Annotated in this window: 11 protein-coding genes; 8 read left to right on the top strand and 3 right to left on the bottom strand. The window is 55.5% G+C overall.

The annotated features are described in order from the left end of the window. Positions 1-28: 28 nt before the first annotated feature. On the bottom strand, positions 29-769 hold the full coding sequence (gene aat / locus ACT3RU_RS10695; protein WP_087106196.1) for a leucyl/phenylalanyl-tRNA--protein transferase: 741 nt from the start codon (positions 767-769) through the stop codon (positions 29-31). Between the two features lie 118 nt (positions 770-887). On the opposite strand from aat, the gene ACT3RU_RS10700 reads away from it, so the two are divergent. Further along, positions 888-4,142, top strand: coding sequence for a DNA translocase FtsK (locus ACT3RU_RS10700; RefSeq protein ID WP_483392673.1), 3,255 nt, complete (start codon positions 888-890; stop codon positions 4,140-4,142). Positions 4,143-4,366: 224 nt separating this feature from the next. Then, positions 4,367-5,020, top strand: a complete 654-nt coding sequence (gene lolA / locus ACT3RU_RS10705) for an outer membrane lipoprotein periplasmic chaperone LolA (protein WP_087106192.1) — start codon at positions 4,367-4,369, stop codon at positions 5,018-5,020. Between the two features lie 35 nt (positions 5,021-5,055). Here the strand turns inward: lolA and ACT3RU_RS10710 are convergent, their stop codons facing one another. Then, entirely contained in the window at positions 5,056-6,390 is a 1,335-nt protein-coding gene (locus ACT3RU_RS10710) for a replication-associated recombination protein A (protein WP_483392674.1), read from the bottom strand. Positions 6,391-6,694: 304 nt separating this feature from the next. Between ACT3RU_RS10710 and ACT3RU_RS10715 the strand changes: the two genes are divergently transcribed. From ACT3RU_RS10715 to ACT3RU_RS10735, 5 genes are all read left to right on the top strand, one after another. Continuing rightward, entirely contained in the window at positions 6,695-7,240 is a 546-nt protein-coding gene (locus ACT3RU_RS10715) for a hemerythrin domain-containing protein (RefSeq protein WP_483392675.1), read from the top strand. Between the two features lie 113 nt (positions 7,241-7,353). Then, positions 7,354-8,142, top strand: a complete 789-nt coding sequence (gene murI / locus ACT3RU_RS10720; protein WP_483392677.1) for a glutamate racemase — start codon at positions 7,354-7,356, stop codon at positions 8,140-8,142. Between the two features lie 80 nt (positions 8,143-8,222). Continuing rightward, positions 8,223-9,338, top strand: a complete 1,116-nt coding sequence (gene trmA, locus ACT3RU_RS10725) for a tRNA (uridine(54)-C5)-methyltransferase TrmA (protein ID WP_087106185.1) — start codon at positions 8,223-8,225, stop codon at positions 9,336-9,338. A 153-nt stretch (positions 9,339-9,491) separates the two neighbouring features. Further along, positions 9,492-14,315, top strand: coding sequence for an NAD-glutamate dehydrogenase (locus ACT3RU_RS10730; RefSeq protein WP_192527791.1), 4,824 nt, complete (start codon positions 9,492-9,494; stop codon positions 14,313-14,315). Positions 14,316-14,489: 174 nt separating this feature from the next. Continuing rightward, entirely contained in the window at positions 14,490-15,536 is a 1,047-nt protein-coding gene (locus ACT3RU_RS10735) for a quinone-dependent dihydroorotate dehydrogenase (protein WP_192527790.1), read from the top strand. A 47-nt stretch (positions 15,537-15,583) separates the two neighbouring features. Here ACT3RU_RS10735 and rmf read toward each other — a convergent pair whose 3' ends face one another. After that, positions 15,584-15,793 carry a ribosome modulation factor gene (rmf, locus tag ACT3RU_RS10740; RefSeq protein WP_087106179.1) on the bottom strand — a complete coding sequence of 70 codons (210 nt, stop codon included), beginning with the start codon at positions 15,791-15,793 and terminating at the stop codon, positions 15,584-15,586. A 325-nt stretch (positions 15,794-16,118) separates the two neighbouring features. Between rmf and rlmKL the strand changes: the two genes are divergently transcribed. Further along, complete coding sequence (gene rlmKL, locus ACT3RU_RS10745) at positions 16,119-18,329, top strand: bifunctional 23S rRNA (guanine(2069)-N(7))-methyltransferase RlmK/23S rRNA (guanine(2445)-N(2))-methyltransferase RlmL (protein ID WP_192527848.1); 2,211 nt, start codon at positions 16,119-16,121, stop codon at positions 18,327-18,329. Positions 18,330-18,344: the final 15 nt, after the last annotated feature.

The raw sequence follows: 18,344 nt of genomic DNA on the forward strand, positions 1-18,344 counted from the left end.
TTGATAAATTAACCCAATCCAGCCAGCATCACGGGGTGTTATAGCGCGATATCGCTTCGAGCCAAGGTGATGCAGGCACTGACAATGCCTCATGTGATGACACATTAAACGCCGCTTCGGGCAACCACTGTTCAAGATAGTTGATGAACGTCTCTCGGGCGACTGTTGTCGCACCCATGCTTGCAAGGTGCGGTGTGTGCATTTGGCAATCAATCAACTTGCCGCCATGTGCCTGCATAGCGCCCGCCAAGTGAGCAAGGGCCACTTTAGAGGCATCGGCGATGCTCGAAAACATCGATTCGCCGAAAAATACCGGTCCCATCGCTAAACCATAAAGACCGCCTACCAATTGGCCGGCGTGGTGGACCTCAATACTGTGTGCAATCCCTAGACGGTGAAGCGCTACGTAGGCATTGTACATATCAACGGTGATCCAGGTGCCTGCGTCTTCATCGCGTGGCGCAGCACAGGCATTAATGACATGTTCAAATTGTTGATTAACGGTGACGTCAAAGCCCCCATTGCGCAGTCGTTTTGCTAAGCTACGCCGCAGCTTGAACTGTTCAGGACGTAGTACCATGCGCGGATCGGGGCTCCACCATAAAATGGGGTCGTCATCGCTGTACCATGGGAAAATACCGTGCCGGTACGCTTCCACCAACCAGCACGGAGAAAGCTCACCACCTGCTGCCAGCAGCCCATTGGGCGAGTCCATGGCAATGCGGGTAGGCGGAAATGTTGGGTATGGCGAAGAAAGCCAAGGTAGCATTACTTGCTCCTGTTACTGAGCACTTGATGAGAAGCTCTGTGACGGCGCAAGGATGCTCGGTATGATGCAAACTCGCAAGTGGATTAAAGACACCATTGAGGTGTAAAGGGAGAATCGCTTGAAAGTGAATAAGGCGGTAGACAAGCGAACGCAGCGTAATTCGCGTCAAGCACCATCTTCGGCCTCTTCTACGCGGGTTAAAGCCGCGAAAGATAAAGCTCGCCGGTTCGGTCTGCGCTTGCAAGGCTCGGTGCGTGAAGGTGTAGTAGTGGTACTGCTGGCGCTGTGCGTTTTTTTATTATTAGCACTGTTTAGTTATCACCCGGAAGATCCTGGTTGGTCTTACCAGGGGCCTGAATCGGATGTTCGTAATTGGATGGGGCCGGTCGGCGCTTGGCTTGCGGATGTACAGTATTCGCTGCTGGGGGCAAGTGCTCTGTGGTGGCCTGGCATGTTTGGCTTTTCCGCATGGTGGCTAATGCGCTCGCGCCAGGTACGCTTTGAGCTCGACCCCGTGGCGGTTGCCGTGCATGCCGGTGGTCTGGTGCTGCTTATGTTTGGCACGACCATGCTGGGTGCGCTGCACTTTTATCACCCTGCCAGTATTTTACCCTATGCCTCCGGCGGTATTTTGGGGGAAGGGTTAGTCAATACCCTCAAACCACTGGTCGGCAGTGGTGGTGTGGGGCTAATCGCTGCGGCCTTGATACTGATAGGCTTCCCGCTGTTTAGCGGTACGTCCTGGCTGCAGGTGGCGGATGAAGTAGGTCGCCGCTTATGCCGTATTGGTGGCTGGTTGAGTGCCCGCCGGGAGAAAAGTCGTGAGAAACGCCGCGAGCGCGCTGCGCTGCGCGCCTCTTTAAAGCCTGCGCCAAAAGCGGAAGAGCCCCCACGAGCACCTAAAGCCAAAACCAGCCGCGATACGCATCGTGAACGTCGCGAGCCCGAGTTCTCGGCGCCGTCTGCCGCGCAAGAAACGCCTGAGGCGACCACAAACGATACGTCGATCCCTTGGGAAGCGAGCGCTTTTTCAGCGGCAACGACGGCTGCCGAAACACAGACCAAGCCAGCGGTGGTAACGGCCACTGAGCCTGACTCTGTACCGCAGCCAAAAGCCGCACCAGAACCCGCGCAAGCGCCAACGCCTGAGGCGGTGAGCCCAGCAACAGCGGAGAGTGATGAATCAGTATCGATCAACACTGAGCGCACTTCGGGGCTATCCAAAGCGCTTGAACCTGAGATCATCCCTGAACCAGCGCCTCACAACGACGCTGCTCCAGCCGTTGAGTCATCAACACCTGAATCGCCGATGTCGTTACGCGCTTCTCGTGAAGACGATACCGCAGTGCCCGCTGCCTCACCCTTCTTTCGCCAAGAAGAGGACGCCGACGAAGCGAGAGACGATGAGCAGGGCAGCGCGCAAGATGATGAGCGGGGCAGTGAACAGGGCTTGAAAACAGAGGACTCGAAAACAGAGGGCTCGAAAACGGAAGAGTGGCAGTACGATGGCTGGGATGAGAAAGAGCAGGCGGTTCAGGAAGACACGCCGCTGCGCCCTGAGCCCAGGCTAAGCGCGTTTGATCAGCCTGAGGCGGCGCCTCAAAGTGAGCCTTCACTTACCGCTACGCCTTCGGTGAATCCCGTGCCGCGCCAAGAACGGGTGCCTGAAGTCGTTCCTGAGCCGGTATGGGAAGAGGATGAAGATGAGCCTTTGCTTAGCCCTACGCCTTTGCCAGCCAGTGCCGCACGCCATGAGCCGACCTTCTCTGCGGATAACGTGGTCAATGAAGCTGACAGCGGGCCAACGCTCTGGACCGTTGAGCACCTCCAAAATCAGCGGCCTGCCTTTGAGACGTTTCCAGAGCCGGAAGGCGATGTGCCAAGTCTTCAACTGCTAACGCCTGCTGAGCCACATCAGCCGAACTACACAGACGAACAGCTGGCCAATATGGCAGAGCTGCTGGAAGTGCGGCTGCGTGAATATGGTGTAAAAGCAGAAGTAGTCGATACATGGCCAGGTCCCGTCATCACGCGATTTGAAATCAAGCCGGCGGCAGGGGTGAAAGCGTCCAAAATCAGTAATCTTTCCAAAGACCTGGCCCGCTCGCTAATGGTAAAAAGCGTGCGCGTGGTTGAAGTGATTCCAGGGCGGCCTACTGTTGGGATCGAAATTCCCAACCCGCATCGGGCAATGATTCGCCTGCGTGAAGTCATCGACTCCGAGCGCTATCAGCAGGAAACCTCGCCGCTGACCATGGCGCTTGGCCAGGATATCGGTGGTGGGCCCGTGATTGCCAACCTTGGCAAGATGCCCCACCTGTTGGTGGCGGGCACCACCGGTTCAGGTAAATCAGTAGGCGTTAACGCAATGCTGATTTCGATGCTGCTGAAGGCCACGCCAGATGAGCTCAAGCTCATCATGGTGGACCCTAAAATGCTGGAGCTTTCGGTCTACGACGGTATTCCGCATCTGTTGGCGCCGGTCGTGACCGATATGAAAGAGGCCGCTAACAGCCTGCGTTGGTGTGTCGCTGAAATGGAGCGCCGCTATAAGCTGATGGCCGCCATGGGCGTTCGTAATATTGCCGGCTTTAACGGCCGATTGGATGAAGCCGAGCGCGCAGGAGCTCAGGTAGCCGACCCGCTTTGGGAGCCGCAACCCTGGGAAATGCACCAAACGCCACCAGTGCTTGAGAAGCTGCCCTATATCGTGGTGGTCATCGACGAATTTGCCGACATGTTTATGATCGTCGGCAAAAAGGTGGAAGAGCTGATTGCCCGCTTGGCGCAAAAAGCGCGGGCAGCCGGTATTCACCTGATCCTGGCCACCCAGCGCCCCTCGGTGGACGTGGTAACGGGCTTGATCAAGGCGAATATTCCTTCGCGCATGGCATTTCAGGTCTCTTCACGGATCGATTCTCGTACGATTTTGGACCAGGGCGGCGCTGAAAGCCTGCTGGGGCATGGCGACATGCTATATTTGCCTGCGGGCTCCGGTCCGCCTAATCGAGTGCATGGCGCGTTTGTTGATGATGACGAAGTGCACCGTGTGGTAGAGGATTGGAAGCGCCGCGGCACTCCTGAATATATTGAGGAAATTTTGTCGGGCGGCGTCTCGGCTGATGCGTTAACGGGGCTTGAGGCCGAAGGCAGTGACGGCGACGATGCTGAACAGGACGCCCTTTATGATGAAGCGGTTCAGTTTGTGACCGAAACCAAAAAAGCCTCGATTTCTGCGGTACAGCGGCGCTTCAAGATTGGTTACAACCGAGCCGCGCGCTTGGTCGATGCCATGGAGGCGGCACAGATCGTTTCTGCTATGGGCAGTAACGGCGCCCGCGAAGTATTGGCGCCACCGCCGGTGGGGCATTAATGCCGCAATTAGTAATCCTGCATTTAGTAATCATGCAAGAAGCGTGAAAGTCGCGCCGCGGATGAAACCCCGTGGCGCGTTTCGCGTCTGAAAAACCACATGGACGTTGTTGAAAGTCCTCAGCACTGGTTTATCTGTACTGGTTTATCTGTACTACTTTTATCAGCTTCAATCCGGCAGCGTATGTCTATTCAACCCGACAACGTATGCCCAGGGAGAACACTATGCGCGACACGCAAACACTGCTTTCTTCACCCTTGTCATTGGCAGCGGCCGCTCTTGGATTGACGTTTGCTACCCCCGCCGCATGGGCCAATGATGCCGCTGAGCGTTTAACCGAGCGCCTGGAACCCCTGGAAAGCTATCAGGCGACCTTTGAGCAGCAGATTCTTGATGGTAGTGGCCAGCGATTGCAAAGTGCGCGTGGCGAAATGTGGCTCTCACGCCCAGGTATGTTGCGTTGGGAAGTCGAAGCGCCTTATACGCAGGTCGTCGTGTCCGACGGCAACGATGTTTATCTCTACGATCCGGACCTTGAGCAGGTAACGGTTCAGCCGATGGATGACCGCGTAACGCACACGCCTGCGCTTCTGCTCTCTGGCAGTATCAGTGACCTGACGGCAAGTTATGATGTGGTTTATGAACAGGAGAGCGGTGAAGATGTGTTCACGCTGATCCCAAGCTCGGCAGACACGCTGTTTGAAGAGTTGAGCATGGTGTTTGACAATGACACGCTCACTGAGCTTTGGATGATGGACAGTACTGGTCAAAAAACGCTTATTCGGTTTAGCGATATCACCCAGAATGGGTCTATTGACCGTGGCCTGTTTAACTTCGAAATTCCGGAAGGCACCGACGTTATTCGTGAAGAGCTCTAAAACGTCGGCGGTTTACCCGTGAATGATCAGGCGCCTTAGGGCGCCTGATCTGCTTCCTGGTCACGATTTTCCCGCCATGCCATTATCTCGCCGAAGCGCTTCTCCTGGCCAAACTGGCTAGGCTCAAAAAAGCGTGCTTTGGGCAAATCCTCTGGCCAGCAGTCGTGAGCGCTACCAGCGGGATAGCCATCAGGCTCGTTATGCGCGTAGCGGTAGCCTTCGCCATGGCCTAGCTGCTCCATAAGCTTGGTGGGCGCATTGCGTAAATAAGTGGGTACCTCTATTTGGGGCTGCTGACGCGCGTACTGTTTTGCAGCGCTCCAGGCGCGGTCAATTCGGTTACTTTTGGGCGCCACGGCCAAATGGATGGCTGCATGGGCAATGGCACGCTGGCCTTCGTAGTCCCCCAGGCGAAGGTAGGCGTCCCAGGCAGCAATCACCAGTGGAAGCGCACGTGGGTCGGCATTACCAACATCTTCTGACGCAATGGCGCTAAGCCTGCGAACAACATCCAAAGGATCACCACCGCCCTGAATAAAGCGCGCCATATAAAGTAGCGCTGCGTCAGGGCGTGAAGAGCGTATGGATTTATGAATTGCCGAGAGCAGGTCGTAATAAGCGTCGCCCTGCTTATCAAATGCGCTTGCCTGATGGCCGACAACGTCTGCCAATACCGACATGTGAAGCACCTCTTGGCCATTCTCTGGCTGGGTAAAGTCACAGGCGGTTTCTAAAAGTCCCAGCGCGCGCCGGGCATCGCCCGCACTTGCGTGCGCCAGGGCAGCAAGCACATCGTCCTCCACGGCAATCGTACGTTTGCCAAGGCCGCGCTGCTCGTCAGTCAGCGCTTGGCGCATGACGGCTATCAGCTCCTCTTGCGAGAGTGCTTTCAAAACGTAAACTCGAGCGCGAGATAGCAGGGCAGAGTTGACCTCGAAGGAGGGGTTCTCCGTGGTGGCGCCAATCAGGGTTAGCAGCCCCGACTCTACGTGAGGCAGCAAAGCATCCTGCTGGCTCTTGTTTAAGCGATGGATTTCATCCAGAAACAAAATAACTGGAGAGGCATGCTGCTGGGCGCGCTCAACCACGGCGCGTATCTCTTTGACGCCTGCCATCACCGCGCTTAAATGCTCCAGATGTGCGCTGGATGCGCGCGCGAGTAGCTCGGCCAGTGTTGTTTTGCCAACACCTGGAGGCCCCCACAAAATCATTGAGCGTACCAGGCCTGCTTCGGCCATGAGACGAAGCGGCTTGCCTTGACCCACCAGCGCCTGCTGCCCGACGTAGTCCTCAAGCGTCTGCGGGCGCATCCGGTACGCCAACGGCGCGTCATCGCTGGGTGTTGCACGCTGAGAGTCGAAAAGATCCATGTATACTTCCGTTGTAAATTGAGACATTGAGTAACGAGGTAATCATAAGTGCGTATGGCAAATGGCGTATTGCCCGACTACCTTTTGCATAGCTCCCATAAAAACTGATACAAACGATATGCTTGTCAGGGTGGCGCCTTAAGCGCATGGTGATATCTAATTATAATACGTAGCGGTACCTTCTTGACGATAGCGCTTAGCCATCGCCCATAGGCGTAGTGTAGTAATACCCGCTTATGATTGCGTGCCCAACGCCACTTCAGGGTTAAGGCGGCAGGCATGACACCACAAAGGAGACGGCACGATGTTAAACCAACTGCGTCTAGATCATGCCAACATGGCACGAATACTTCATGTCTTGCAGCTTAAACAAAAGACCCTGGCTCAGGGTGAACGACCCAATTTTCAGCTGATGCGTGAAGTCGTGGATTACATTTTGTCTTACATGGAAGGTTTCGCGGCCCCGTTAGAGCGTATATGCGTTGATCGTTTGGAAACCCAAGCGCCCGAGCATCTGGAATTAATGGAGAAAATGACCAGCGATTATCTTGAGCTCAAGCCGCGCCTTCAACTTTTGTCCGACAACATCGATACGATTCTGATGGACAACATCTTGCCGATGGATCGTTTTGCCGAGGATTTAAAAGCTTACCTTGAGGCGCATAGGGCGTATCTACGCCAAGAGCGAGAAGGCCTTTTCCCTCTTATTGATCAATATTTTAGTGAGGAAGATATGCAAGAGCTGCTGCACGCGCTGCCAGAAGGCGCTGAGCAGGAGCTTGAGCGCCTGCAACAGGATTACCCAGAGCTTTACGCTGAACTACGCGGCGCGGAAATACCCGCGATCTAATCAGCAGAGCGTTCCTTTGGCTGCCAGCGGGGCGTGTTAAACTAGCGCCCCGTGAACGAGCGGCTGATGGAGAAGCAGGTGTGCTTATCAAAGCAAACGGCAAAGGGGCAGTAATGGCTGGCCCCGTGCTGATTTTTGACTCCGGCGTGGGTGGGCTTTCGGTCGCCCGGTCACTGCGTCAGTATTATCCTGATACGGCGATGTGCTACGCCTGCGATAACGCGTGGATGCCTTATGGACTGCGTGATGACGTAACGCTTTCTGCTCGTATCGTGTCGGTTTGCCAGGCCGCCGTTCAGGCCTGCCAGCCAAGCGTGCTGGTCGTTGCCTGCAATACGGCCAGCACACTCGCGCTGGATGGTTTGCGCAACGCTTTGACGATCCCTGTGGTCGGCACGGTGCCCGCCATTAAACCCGCCGCCGCCATTAGCCAAACGCGCCATATTGGCCTGCTGGCTACTCGCGCTACTGTGGGTAGGCCCTACACGCAAAAGTTGATTGAAAACTTTGCCAGCGACTGCCTCATCACCCGGGTAGCCGCCGATGCGCTGGTGCTGGAAGCCGAGGCGCTACTTGGCGGCGGCCAGCCTGACCGCCAACGGCTTCAGCAAGCCCTGGCGCCTCTTTGGCAAACGTCGAGTACTCAGCCGCCAGTGGATACCGTTGTGCTGGGCTGTACGCATTTCCCCCTGTTAAAACCCTGGCTTGAAGCACTCGCCCCCACACCCGTGAATTGGATTGACTCCGGTGATGCTATCGCTCGGCGCGTAGGCCAAATCGCGCCGCCGTTAGAAAAAGGGCAAGATGGCCGATTTTTTACCACTGCTTCTGCCGATGCGCTAAGCCCAGGTTTTGCGCAGTTTGGATTTTTTGTTCCTGGCCGGTTGGCGTTAAGCGCTTAGGGCGCGTATTTTCAGCCTGAGCTGACACGACTGTTATTAGCATCGATATTAATACCGTTTATGAAAAAAGAGGCGCCGACTTGGCTATCCCCGTGATACAACCCGAACGTTATGACGAGCAGCTTGCCGAGAAGCGTGCTTACCTGGAAAGCACCTTTGCGGTGTTTAATCCGCCCGCACTTGAGGTCTTTGCCTCACCGCCCAGTCACTATCGCCAGCGCTGTGAGTTTCGTATCTGGCATGAAGGCGATGATCTTTACTACGCCATGTTTGAGGTTGACCCAGCCGATCCTAAAAACAAGCAGGTCGTGCGGCTTGATCAGTTTGACGTTGCAAGCGAGTCCATCAATGCGCTAATGCCGCGTCTGCGCGAGGCGTTTCTGGCCAGTGACGAACTGCGTCGGCGCCTATTTCAGGTGGAGTTTCTCACCACGCTGTCAGGCGAGGCGCTGGTAACGCTGATTTACCACCGCCCGCTAGGTGACGCTTGGGAGCAAGAAGCTCGCGCCTTGGAAGCTGAGCTTGGCATTATGATCATTGGGCGCTCACGCAAGCAGCGCCTGGTGCTTACCCGTGACCACGTGTGGGAGCGTTTAACGGTTGATGGGCGCCCGCTTGACTATCAGCAGGTCGAAAACAGCTTTACCCAGCCAAATGCGCATATCTGCCAAACAATGCTGAGCTGGGCGCGGGAAGTGACTGCCGGACGTCAGGATGAAGACCTGGTCGAGCTTTACTGTGGCAACGGCAACTTCACCATAGCCTTGGCTGATAATTTTCGGCGCGTACTGGCCACTGAAATTTCGCGCACGTCGGTCGCCAGCGCTAACGTCAACCTTGAAGCCAACAAGGTCACTAATGCCCATGTAGCCCGTATGTCAGCCGAAGAGTTTGCGCTGGCGCTTAAAGGCGAAAAAGGCGGGCGGCGCGTGGCTGAAATGGCATTGGACGAATATCGCTTCTCCACGGTGTTGGTTGACCCGCCCCGCGCTGGGTTGGATGCGCAGAGCTGTCAGCAAATCAGTGAATACGATCAGATCGTCTATATTTCATGCAACCCGGCAACACTTGCCGAGAATCTGGCGCTGCTCACCAAAACGCACCAGATAGAACGCTTTGCCCTATTTGACCAGTTTCCATTCACCGACCATTGTGAATGTGGCGTATGGCTCACGCGGCGCAAGAATGGTCAATAGGGCGCATAATGCGAAAGAGGTATACACCATGAAGAACATGTCAGATGGATAGAGTGATGATCCTGGGTGGCGTAAGCTAGTCGTTATATTGGCCTAAAGGCCTATCGTTCCACGTTTTTTGGCCAAGTGTGGCCCCGGCAGTCGAGGTGATGGATGCAATACGTTGCGAGTGAAGAGAGTCGGCAAGACCTTTTGAAGCAGCTATTTGAGCGCTTGGAAGCGCGGCTGGAACCGGAGCGAGCAACGGCGATAGAGACGTTTGCACGACGTTTTTACGCGAGCGTGCCGTTAGAGGATCTTGTTGATCGCCGTTTGGACGATCTGTACGGCGCCACACTATCCATTTGGCAGTTTCTACAGCACCACGATGCGAAGCGCCCTAAAGTGCGCGTTTTCAACCCTGACTTTGAAGAGCATGGCTGGCAGTCGACGCATACATTTGTGGCGGTACTGCATGAAGACATGCCTTTTTTGGTCGACTCGATACGAATTGAACTGAATCGCCAAGGGCTTACCGTCCATGCGATCCAAAATACCGTGTTTGCTGTGGCCCGCAATGAGCAGAATCAGCTGCAAACGCTGGCCTCACCTCGTGATGCCAACGCCCCAGAGGCGCGTGAGTCGCTCATCGTTATCGAGGTTGATCGTCATACTGATCCTGACGCGCTGTCGAATATCGAGGAAAAGCTCTATCAAGTACTGCGTGATGTACGTACCGCGGTTGATGACTACCACGCGATTACCCGCCAGATCACCGCCGCGATCCAGGAACTTGAAAAGAACTGCCCCCCGCAAATCGACCCGGACGATCATGAAGAGGCCATCGCCTTTTTAGAGTGGCTTGTTAAGGATAATTTCACCTTCCTGGGGTATGACGAATACCTGTTGGAAGGCGATGAGCTGCAGCGCGACCCGAATAGCTTACTTGGGGTCTTCCGCCTGGATGATCCGCGCTACGATGAGCGCATTCGTGCCGAAGAGGGCATTGACGAGCACGGCAATTATGAGCTGGTTCCTCAACTGCTCACGTTTGCCAAAAGCGCTCACCATTCGCGGGTACATCGCCCGACCTACCCGGACTACATTACCGTTGACCGCTATGACGACGACGGTAATGTGATTGGCGAGCGTCGCTTCTTTGGCCTGTTCACCTCGACGGTGTACAACGAGTCACCGCGCAATATTCCGCTGCTGCGCCGTAAACTAAAAGCTGTCTCGGATGTCGCCGGGTTTAATCCCCAAGGGCATAACGGTAAGCAGCTTCTACAGGTGCTGGAAGTTTATCCTCGCGATGACCTGTTCCAGATCAGTACGGATTCACTAGCGCATACGGCGCTGGGCATTCTTGATATTCGGGAACGCCGCCAGGTACGCCTGTTTATCCGTGCCGATGTTAGCGGCAAGTTCTACTCGTGCCTGGTGTTTGTGCCTCGCGATGTGTTTTCGACCGATCTGCGTCAACGCATTCAAAACCTGCTGTGTGACGAGCTTGACGCGCACTTTGGCGATTTTAATACCTACTTGTCAGAGTCGGTTCTGGCGCGTATTCAACTGATTCTGCGCTTTAACGGCGATGCACCCAGCCAGTACGACCTTAAGCGCCTGGAAAGCAAGGTTGCCCGCTTGGCACGCAGCTGGCGTGATGAGCTGATGGCCGCGATGATTGAGGGTTTTGGAGAAGAGCGCGCCAATCATCAGATGGAGAAGTTCCAAAGCGCCTTCTCGGCAAGCTATCGCGAAGACTTCAATGCGCGCACCGCAGTATTCGATGTACAGCACTTGCTGGCATTGGATAACGGTGAGGCGCTGTCGCTGTCGCTTTATCGGCCGCTGGAAGAGCAGGGCAGTGGCGTAAACCTGAAGCTTTTTCATCGTGGTTCGCCAATCCCGCTATCGGATGTGTTGCCCATGATGGAGAACCTGGGGCTTCGGGTTATTGGTGAGCGCCCCTACGACATTAATGCGCCGCAGCAGCATTACTGGATTCACGACTTTGAGCTTGAGCACAGCAATAAAGATGTCAGCCTGGGTGAAATGCGTGAAACCTTCAGTGACGCGTTTAAACGTATTTGGGCGGGCGAAGCGGATAACGATGCCTTTAACCGGCTGATTATTGCGGCAGGGCTGGATTGGCGCGAAGTCGCCATGCTGCGTGGATACGCACGTTATCTCAAGCAAATCCGCTTTGGCATGTCTCAAAACTACATTGCCGCGACCTTGGCCAACTACCCGGCCATTACTCAGTTACTGGTGGAAATGTTCCGTCTGCGCTTTGACCCTGCGCTGGACTCACACGATACCGACGAGTGCATCACGCGGCTTAATGAGCAGTTGGAAGCCGTTGCCAGCCTAAACGATGACCAACTGTTACGTCGTTTTATGGAGCTTATTCAGGCAACACTGCGCACCAACTACTACCAGCGTGCTGAAGATGGCCGCTTTAAAGACTACATCGCCTTTAAGCTTGAGCCTTCCAAAGTCACCGGAATGCCCAAGCCACGGCCGATGTTCGAGATTTTTGTCTGCTCGCCACGCGTGGAAGGTGTCCACCTGCGCGGTGGCAAAGTAGCCCGCGGTGGTTTGCGCTGGTCTGATCGCCATGAAGATTTCCGTACCGAAGTGCTGGGGCTGGTAAAAGCGCAGCAGGTCAAAAACGCGGTGATCGTGCCGGTGGGCGCCAAGGGTGGTTTTGTATGTAAGCGCATGCCTGAAAATGCTGACCGCGAAACGAAGCAGAACGAAGGCATTGCTTGCTATAAAACGTTTATCCGTGCGCTGTTAGATGTGACCGATAATCTGGATGGCAGTGACGTTGTTCCGCCTAAAAACGTGGTGCGCCACGATGAAGACGATGTCTACATGGTGGTTGCCGCCGATAAAGGGACGGCCACGTTCTCGGATATCGCCAACGAAATCTCTATCGAGTATGGCCACTGGCTAGGGGATGCGTTTGCCTCCGGCGGGGCGAACGGATATGACCATAAGAAAATGGGCATTACCGCGCGCGGTGCCTGGCAGTCGGTTAAACGTCACTTTAAAAACCTCGGCGTAGATACCCAGCGGGATCTGTTTAGTGTCGTTGGTATTGGTGATATGGCGGGCGACGTGTTTGGTAACGGCATGCTGCTTTCCGACAAGATTCAACTGGTGGGTGCGTTCAACCATCTGCATATCTTCGTCGACCCCAACCCTGATGCTGAGGCGGCCTTTGCCGAGCGTACAAGGCTGTTTAACCTGCCGCGCTCCAGCTGGGAAGATTACAGTGCCGAGCTGATTTCGCAGGGTGGCGGTATCTTTAACCGCAGTGCCAAGTCCATCGCGATTACTCCTGAAATGCAGCAGGTCTTTGGTATTCAGGAAGAGCGCCTGTCGCCAAATGAATTGATTCGCGCCATGCTCCAGTCAAAGGTCGACCTGGTCTGGAACGGCGGTATCGGCACCTACGTGAAAAGCTCGGATGAAACCGATGCCGATGTCGGCGATAAAGCTAACGATGCGCTGCGCATTAATGGCGAAGACCTTAACTGCCGCGTAGTGGGCGAAGGCGGCAACCTGGGGATGACTCAACGTGGCCGGATGGAAGCTGCCGCCAAAGGTGTGCGCGTTTACACTGACTTTATTGATAACGCAGGTGGCGTTAACTGCTCTGACCACGAGGTCAATATCAAAATATTGATCGATGATGTGGTGAAGCGTGGCGACATGACCGACAAGCAGCGCAACGACCTGCTGGCAGAAATGACCGATGAAGTTGCCGACCTGGTGATACTTGATAACTACCGTCAGGCCCAAGCGCTGGATCTCTCCGAAATACTGTCTTGCCAAGGCATCGGGCCGTATCGCCGCTTTATCAGCGAGCTGGAGTCTGCCGGGCAGATTGACCGTGAGCTTGAGTTCCTGCCCGCAGATGAGACCTTAAAAGAGCGTGCCGCCAATCAGCAGGGTATGCGCTTGCCGGAGCTTTCGGTACTGATTTCCTACGCCAAGAGCACGCTAAAAGGTGACCTGATCACCTCTGATGTGCCCGATGATACGTATATCCACCGCCATCTTGAGCGCCTGTTCCCGTCTGTGCTGACAGAGCGCTACCAGACCGAGATGTATGAGCACCGCCTGAAGCGTGAAATTGTGGCAACGCAAGTCGCGAATGATCTGGTTGATCACATGGGGGTTGTGTTTGTCCGTCGGTTGCGCGATTCCACTGGCGCCGGACGGGCAGATATTGCGCGTAACTATGTCATTGCGCGGGATAGCTTCAACCTGCTGTCACTTTGGGCACAGATTGAAGACCTGGATAACCAGATCCCCAGCGACGTGCAGCACTCCATGATGCTGGACCTGATGCGCCTGATCCGCCGCTCGACACGCTGGTTCCTGCGCCAGCACATGGGACTTTCGACTCAGGATACCATTGAGTACTTCGCGCCTCGGTTGGCGCAGCTGCAAGAAGAGATGGGCGAACTGTTAAGCGGCGAAGAGCTTGATGCCTGGCGCCAGCGTCGGGATGAGCTGCAGGACGCGGGCGTGCCGGAAGCGCTGGCATCTACCGTTGCCGCCGCGCCTAGCCTCTATGCCGGGTTGGGGATCATTCAGGCTGCACGGGTTACCAATGAGAAGCCCCAGCGAGTCGCCGAAGTGTTTTACGAAATTGGCAGCCGTTTGGAACTTCCCTGGATGAGCCAGCAGGTAACGCAGTTGGGAGTGCGTGACGCATGGCAGGTGCAGGCCCGGGAAACGTTCCGGGATGATATCGACCGGCAGCAGTTGGCCTTAACTACCAGCGTACTGAAGTTGGAAGCCGGTAGCCGCGATACTCAGGAGCGTGTGGACCAGTGGCTTGAGCAGCATGCTGACCTGCACCGCCGCTGGTGCCGTTTGATTGATGAGGTGCGTGGCGGTAGTGAGGGTGGATTTGCGCTGTTTGCCGTCGCCGTACGCGAACTGGTAGACCTTGCAGAAAGCGATAGTGAAGTATAAACGCGTAAGCATTCGCTAACACAACGCATACTTGTTGTAAGAAGTAACCGTGCTTGAGGTAACTCAGGCACGGTTTTTTTGTGCGCGGTTTCTGGTTAAGCTCAAGCGCGGTGCGCTAAATGGGCAGGATGCGCTATACTCTGCGCCGCCCATTCTCCCAGAGAGACTCTGTCGATGTATTCACTCGCGCGTTCGCTGTTCTTTCGTATTGACCCCGAAACCTCACACGGGCTGGCGCTGGGGGCGTTAGACACATTACAACGCGTGGGCGGTATACGCCCTTGGGTGGGCAAGCCAATAGAGGATCCTGTTGAATTGATGGGGTTGCGCTTTGCCAACCGCGTGGGGCTTGCTGCGGGGCTTGATAAAAATGCCGATCACCTGGATGCGCTTGGCGCGCTGGGCTTTGGTTTTGTCGAAGTGGGCACGGTGACCCCCAAGGCGCAGCCGGGTAACGCCAAGCCGCGCTTGTTCCGTTTGGCGAGCCATGACGCCATCATTAACCGCTTTGGGTTTAATAACAAAGGGGTTGAGCATTTAATTGAACAGGTGAAAAAGCGCCACTATAAAGGCGTGGTGGGCATTAATATTGGCAAAAATCTGACCACCTCGGTTGAAAATGCCCTGGAGGACTATTTAGCCTGCCTGAATGCCGTTCACCCGGTCGCCGATTATATTACCGTGAATATTTCTTCACCCAATACGCCGGGGCTTCGTACGCTGCAGTTTGGCGAGCAGTTGGATGCATTATTAGGCCCGATTCGTGAGCGTAGCCGGGTGCTGGATGCTGAAGCGAACCGCAAGGTACCGCTACTTATTAAAATCGCCCCGGATATGAGCGAAGAGGAAGTCGCGCTCGTGGCCGGTAGTATTGCTCGCAACGAACTGGACGGCGTCATCGCGACTAACACGACCGTTTCCCGTGAAGCGGTCAAGAGTGACCCTCAGGCGGAAGAAGCGGGAGGGCTATCGGGAAAACCCGTTTTTGAACCCTCTAACGTGATTATTCGTCTGCTGCGACAGCATCTACCAACGCTACCGATTATTGGCGTAGGCGGTATTGATAGTGGTGAAACCGCAAAAGCCAAAATCGCGGCGGGTGCTGATTTGGTTCAGCTCTATTCAGGCCTAATTTACCAAGGCCCTGCGCTTGTGAACGAATGTGCCAGCGCGCTAAAACGCAGTAATTCGCGTGGTTTTGATGCTAAAAAGCCCGCTTAAGAGCGGGCTCCATGTTCCAAAATGTAGATTAAGGAAGTTATAACCGGTTAGGTCATGACCATGGGATTCTTGTGGATACCGGAAACGCCGGTCATACCGTCCCATTGGTCTCCGCGACCTTCACGCCAACCGCTCATCCAGTACTCGCGTAAATTAACATCTTGACTGGGACATTCATCACGGGAGCGGCCGATAACACCTGCTTTGTACCCGTGAACATAAGCCCGCTGGAAGCGGTCACGTTTTTGTCGTTTCATTGGCTAACCTCTTTTCATGAAAGCCTTTAATAAGAAATAGTGCACTATGCCTTAGTGGCGTCAGGCTCCTATTTCGAGAGCTAACCTCAAGAGCAGGCAGCCAGCATGGTACTTTTGTCTAGCACTCACGTGCTGAACCGACCAAGCGGCGCCCCAAACAAGCCATAGGTCATAAATGGCCTAGACAAGCAACGCATGCGTTTTTAGTAGCTACTCTCTTATTCTTAGATCAAGATGGGGGCACTTGTCGACCCCCAAATTGTCATAAGATGTAAATACATTTGCCATATATAGGAATATCGCGCGGTTACGCGCTGCCATGACTATGACCGAAACGAGTCAAAACGCCCCCTTGAACCTGTTGGCGACCTGCCCGAAAGGCATTGAAGGCCTGCTGGCCGATGAGCTGGCAGCGCTAGGCGCGACGCTTGGAAAGACCACGGTGGCAGGCGTGTACTTCACCGCCAGCCAGTCCATCGCCTACCGTGTATGTTTGTGGTCACGGCTTGCCAACCGGGTCATTCTGCAGCTCGTTCGCGAGCCGATGATTGAAACGCCCGAGCAGTTACGCGATGTCGTTGCCCGTATTGCCTGGACCCAGCATTTGGCCGTGGGCAAAACCCTTGCCGTAGATTTTCATGGCCGCAGCGACCACATTCGTCATACCCGGTTTGGCGCGCAAACGGTGAAAGACGGCGTGGTAGATTCGTTGCAGCTTGCCGGGCAAGAGCGGCCATCTATTGATACTAAAACGCCCGATTTGCGCCTGTACGCACATTTGCACCGGGCGAATCTCACGATTGGTATCGACCTCTCGGGCGAGAGTCTTCATCGCCGAGGGTATCGTCGCGACGTAGGCCATGCACCGCTGAAAGAGAACCTGGCGGCCGCGCTACTCATACGCGCGGGCTGGCCCGAGCGAGCCAAGGCTGGCGAGCCGTTGATCGACCCACTGTGTGGCGCGGGCACGCTGTTGATTGAAGCGGCGCTAATGGCCGCCGACCAGGCGCCTAACCTGGACCGCGAACGCTTTGGCTTCAAGGGCTGGGCTGGGCACGATGAAGCGCTCTGGCTTGAGCAAAAGCGCGAGGCCGAAGCGCGTGCTTCTATTGGCCGCAAGCGGTGTAAAACGCAGCTGCTGGGCTTTGACCAAAGCCCAGCGGCGCTTTCTGCGGCGAAAACCAACGCGATGCGTGCAGGTATTCCAGCGCTGATTACCCTGCACGGGCAAAGTCTTGCCCAGCTAACCCGGCCCGAGACCCTCACCGCATCAAGCGGGCTGTTGATCACCAACCCGCCGTACGGCGAGCGGTTGGGCGAGCTTCCCGAACTGGTGCGCCTTTACGCCCAGCTGGGCGAAAAAGCCAAGGCACTGTTTCCAGGTTGGACGCTGGCAATGTTTACCGGTAACCCCGACCTGGGCCACCGTTTGGGGCTGCGGGCACACAAGCAGTATGCGTTAAAAAATGGTGCGCTGGATGCCAAGCTGCTGCTGATGGATATCGGCACGCCGGTTGCCAATAATGATGCTCAGGCAGAAGGGCAGCCTACGGATCAAGCGCCTGTTGCTCCACAGCAAGCGTCGCGTGCGGTGTCCGAAAACGCCCAGATGTTTGCTAATCGCTTGGTTAAAAACCAGAAGCGCCTCAAAAAATGGTTAAAGCAGAGCGGTGAAACCTGCTACCGGCTCTATGATGCCGACATGCCTGAGTTTGCGCTGGCGATTGACCGCTATGGCGACCGTGTACACGTTCAAGAGTACGCCGCGCCGAGCTCTATCAACCCGGCTCAGGCACAAAAACGCCTGTTTGACGCCCTGGAGGTATTGCCTGATGCGTTGGGCATTGATCCCAGCAAGGTGTATATCAAGCGTCGTGAGCGGCAAACCGGCACCGCCCAGTACCAAAAGCGTGATGCCAGCGGCGAGCGTTTTGACGTGCGTGAAGGCGATGCGCGGTTGTGGGTTAATCTGCGTGACTACCTGGATACCGGGCTGTTCCTGGACCATAGGCCAGTGCGCCGCATGTTGGGTGAAATGGCCAGCGGCAAGCGCTTCTTAAACCTGTTTTGCTACACCGCCACGGCCACGGTACAAGCCGCGCTGGGCGGCGCCAGCGACAGCGTTAGCGTGGATATGTCTAACACCTACCTTGAGTGGGCAAAAGACAACTTTACGCTGAACGAACTCGACCTGCGGCTGCACCGCGTGGTGCGCGATGATTGTTTCCGCTGGCTGGAAACCGCTAACGCCGAGTTTGATTTGATCTTTATGGACCCGCCGACGTTCTCCAACTCGAAAAAAATGCGCGATACACTCGATGTACAGCGCGACCACCCACGGTTGGTAGAGCTGGCTATGGCGCGGCTTGCGCCCGGAGGGACGTTGGTATTCTCGAATAATCAGCGTCGCTTCAAGCTTGATGATGCACTTAGCGAGCGCTATGCGGTGGAGGAGATTACCTCGCGTACCTTCGACCCTGACTTTCAGCGGCGCACCAATATGCATCACGTATTCCTGCTGCGTCACCGCAGCTAGGGCGTAAGGGCTTGC

Source organism: Halomonas sp. TP35, from assembly GCF_052375975.1.
Classification (GTDB): domain Bacteria; phylum Pseudomonadota; class Gammaproteobacteria; order Pseudomonadales; family Halomonadaceae; genus Vreelandella; species Vreelandella citrativorans.

Bases quoted from the DNA above. Each gene is read 5' to 3' on its own strand.
- ACT3RU_RS10715 (WP_483392675.1), top strand. From the start codon at position 6,695: ATGTTAAACCAACTGCGTCTAGATCATGCCAACATGGCACGAATACTT.
- rlmKL (WP_192527848.1), top strand. From the start codon at position 16,119: ATGACCGAAACGAGTCAAAACGCCCCCTTGAACCTGTTGGCGACCTGC.
- aat (WP_087106196.1), bottom strand. From the start codon at position 769: ATGCTACCTTGGCTTTCTTCGCCATACCCAACATTTCCGCCTACCCGC.
- ACT3RU_RS10730 (WP_192527791.1), top strand. From the start codon at position 9,492: ATGCAATACGTTGCGAGTGAAGAGAGTCGGCAAGACCTTTTGAAGCAG.
- lolA (WP_087106192.1), top strand. From the start codon at position 4,367: ATGCGCGACACGCAAACACTGCTTTCTTCACCCTTGTCATTGGCAGCG.
- murI (WP_483392677.1), top strand. From the start codon at position 7,354: ATGGCTGGCCCCGTGCTGATTTTTGACTCCGGCGTGGGTGGGCTTTCG.
- rmf (WP_087106179.1), bottom strand. From the start codon at position 15,793: ATGAAACGACAAAAACGTGACCGCTTCCAGCGGGCTTATGTTCACGGG.
- ACT3RU_RS10735 (WP_192527790.1), top strand. From the start codon at position 14,490: ATGTATTCACTCGCGCGTTCGCTGTTCTTTCGTATTGACCCCGAAACC.
- ACT3RU_RS10710 (WP_483392674.1), bottom strand. From the start codon at position 6,390: ATGGATCTTTTCGACTCTCAGCGTGCAACACCCAGCGATGACGCGCCG.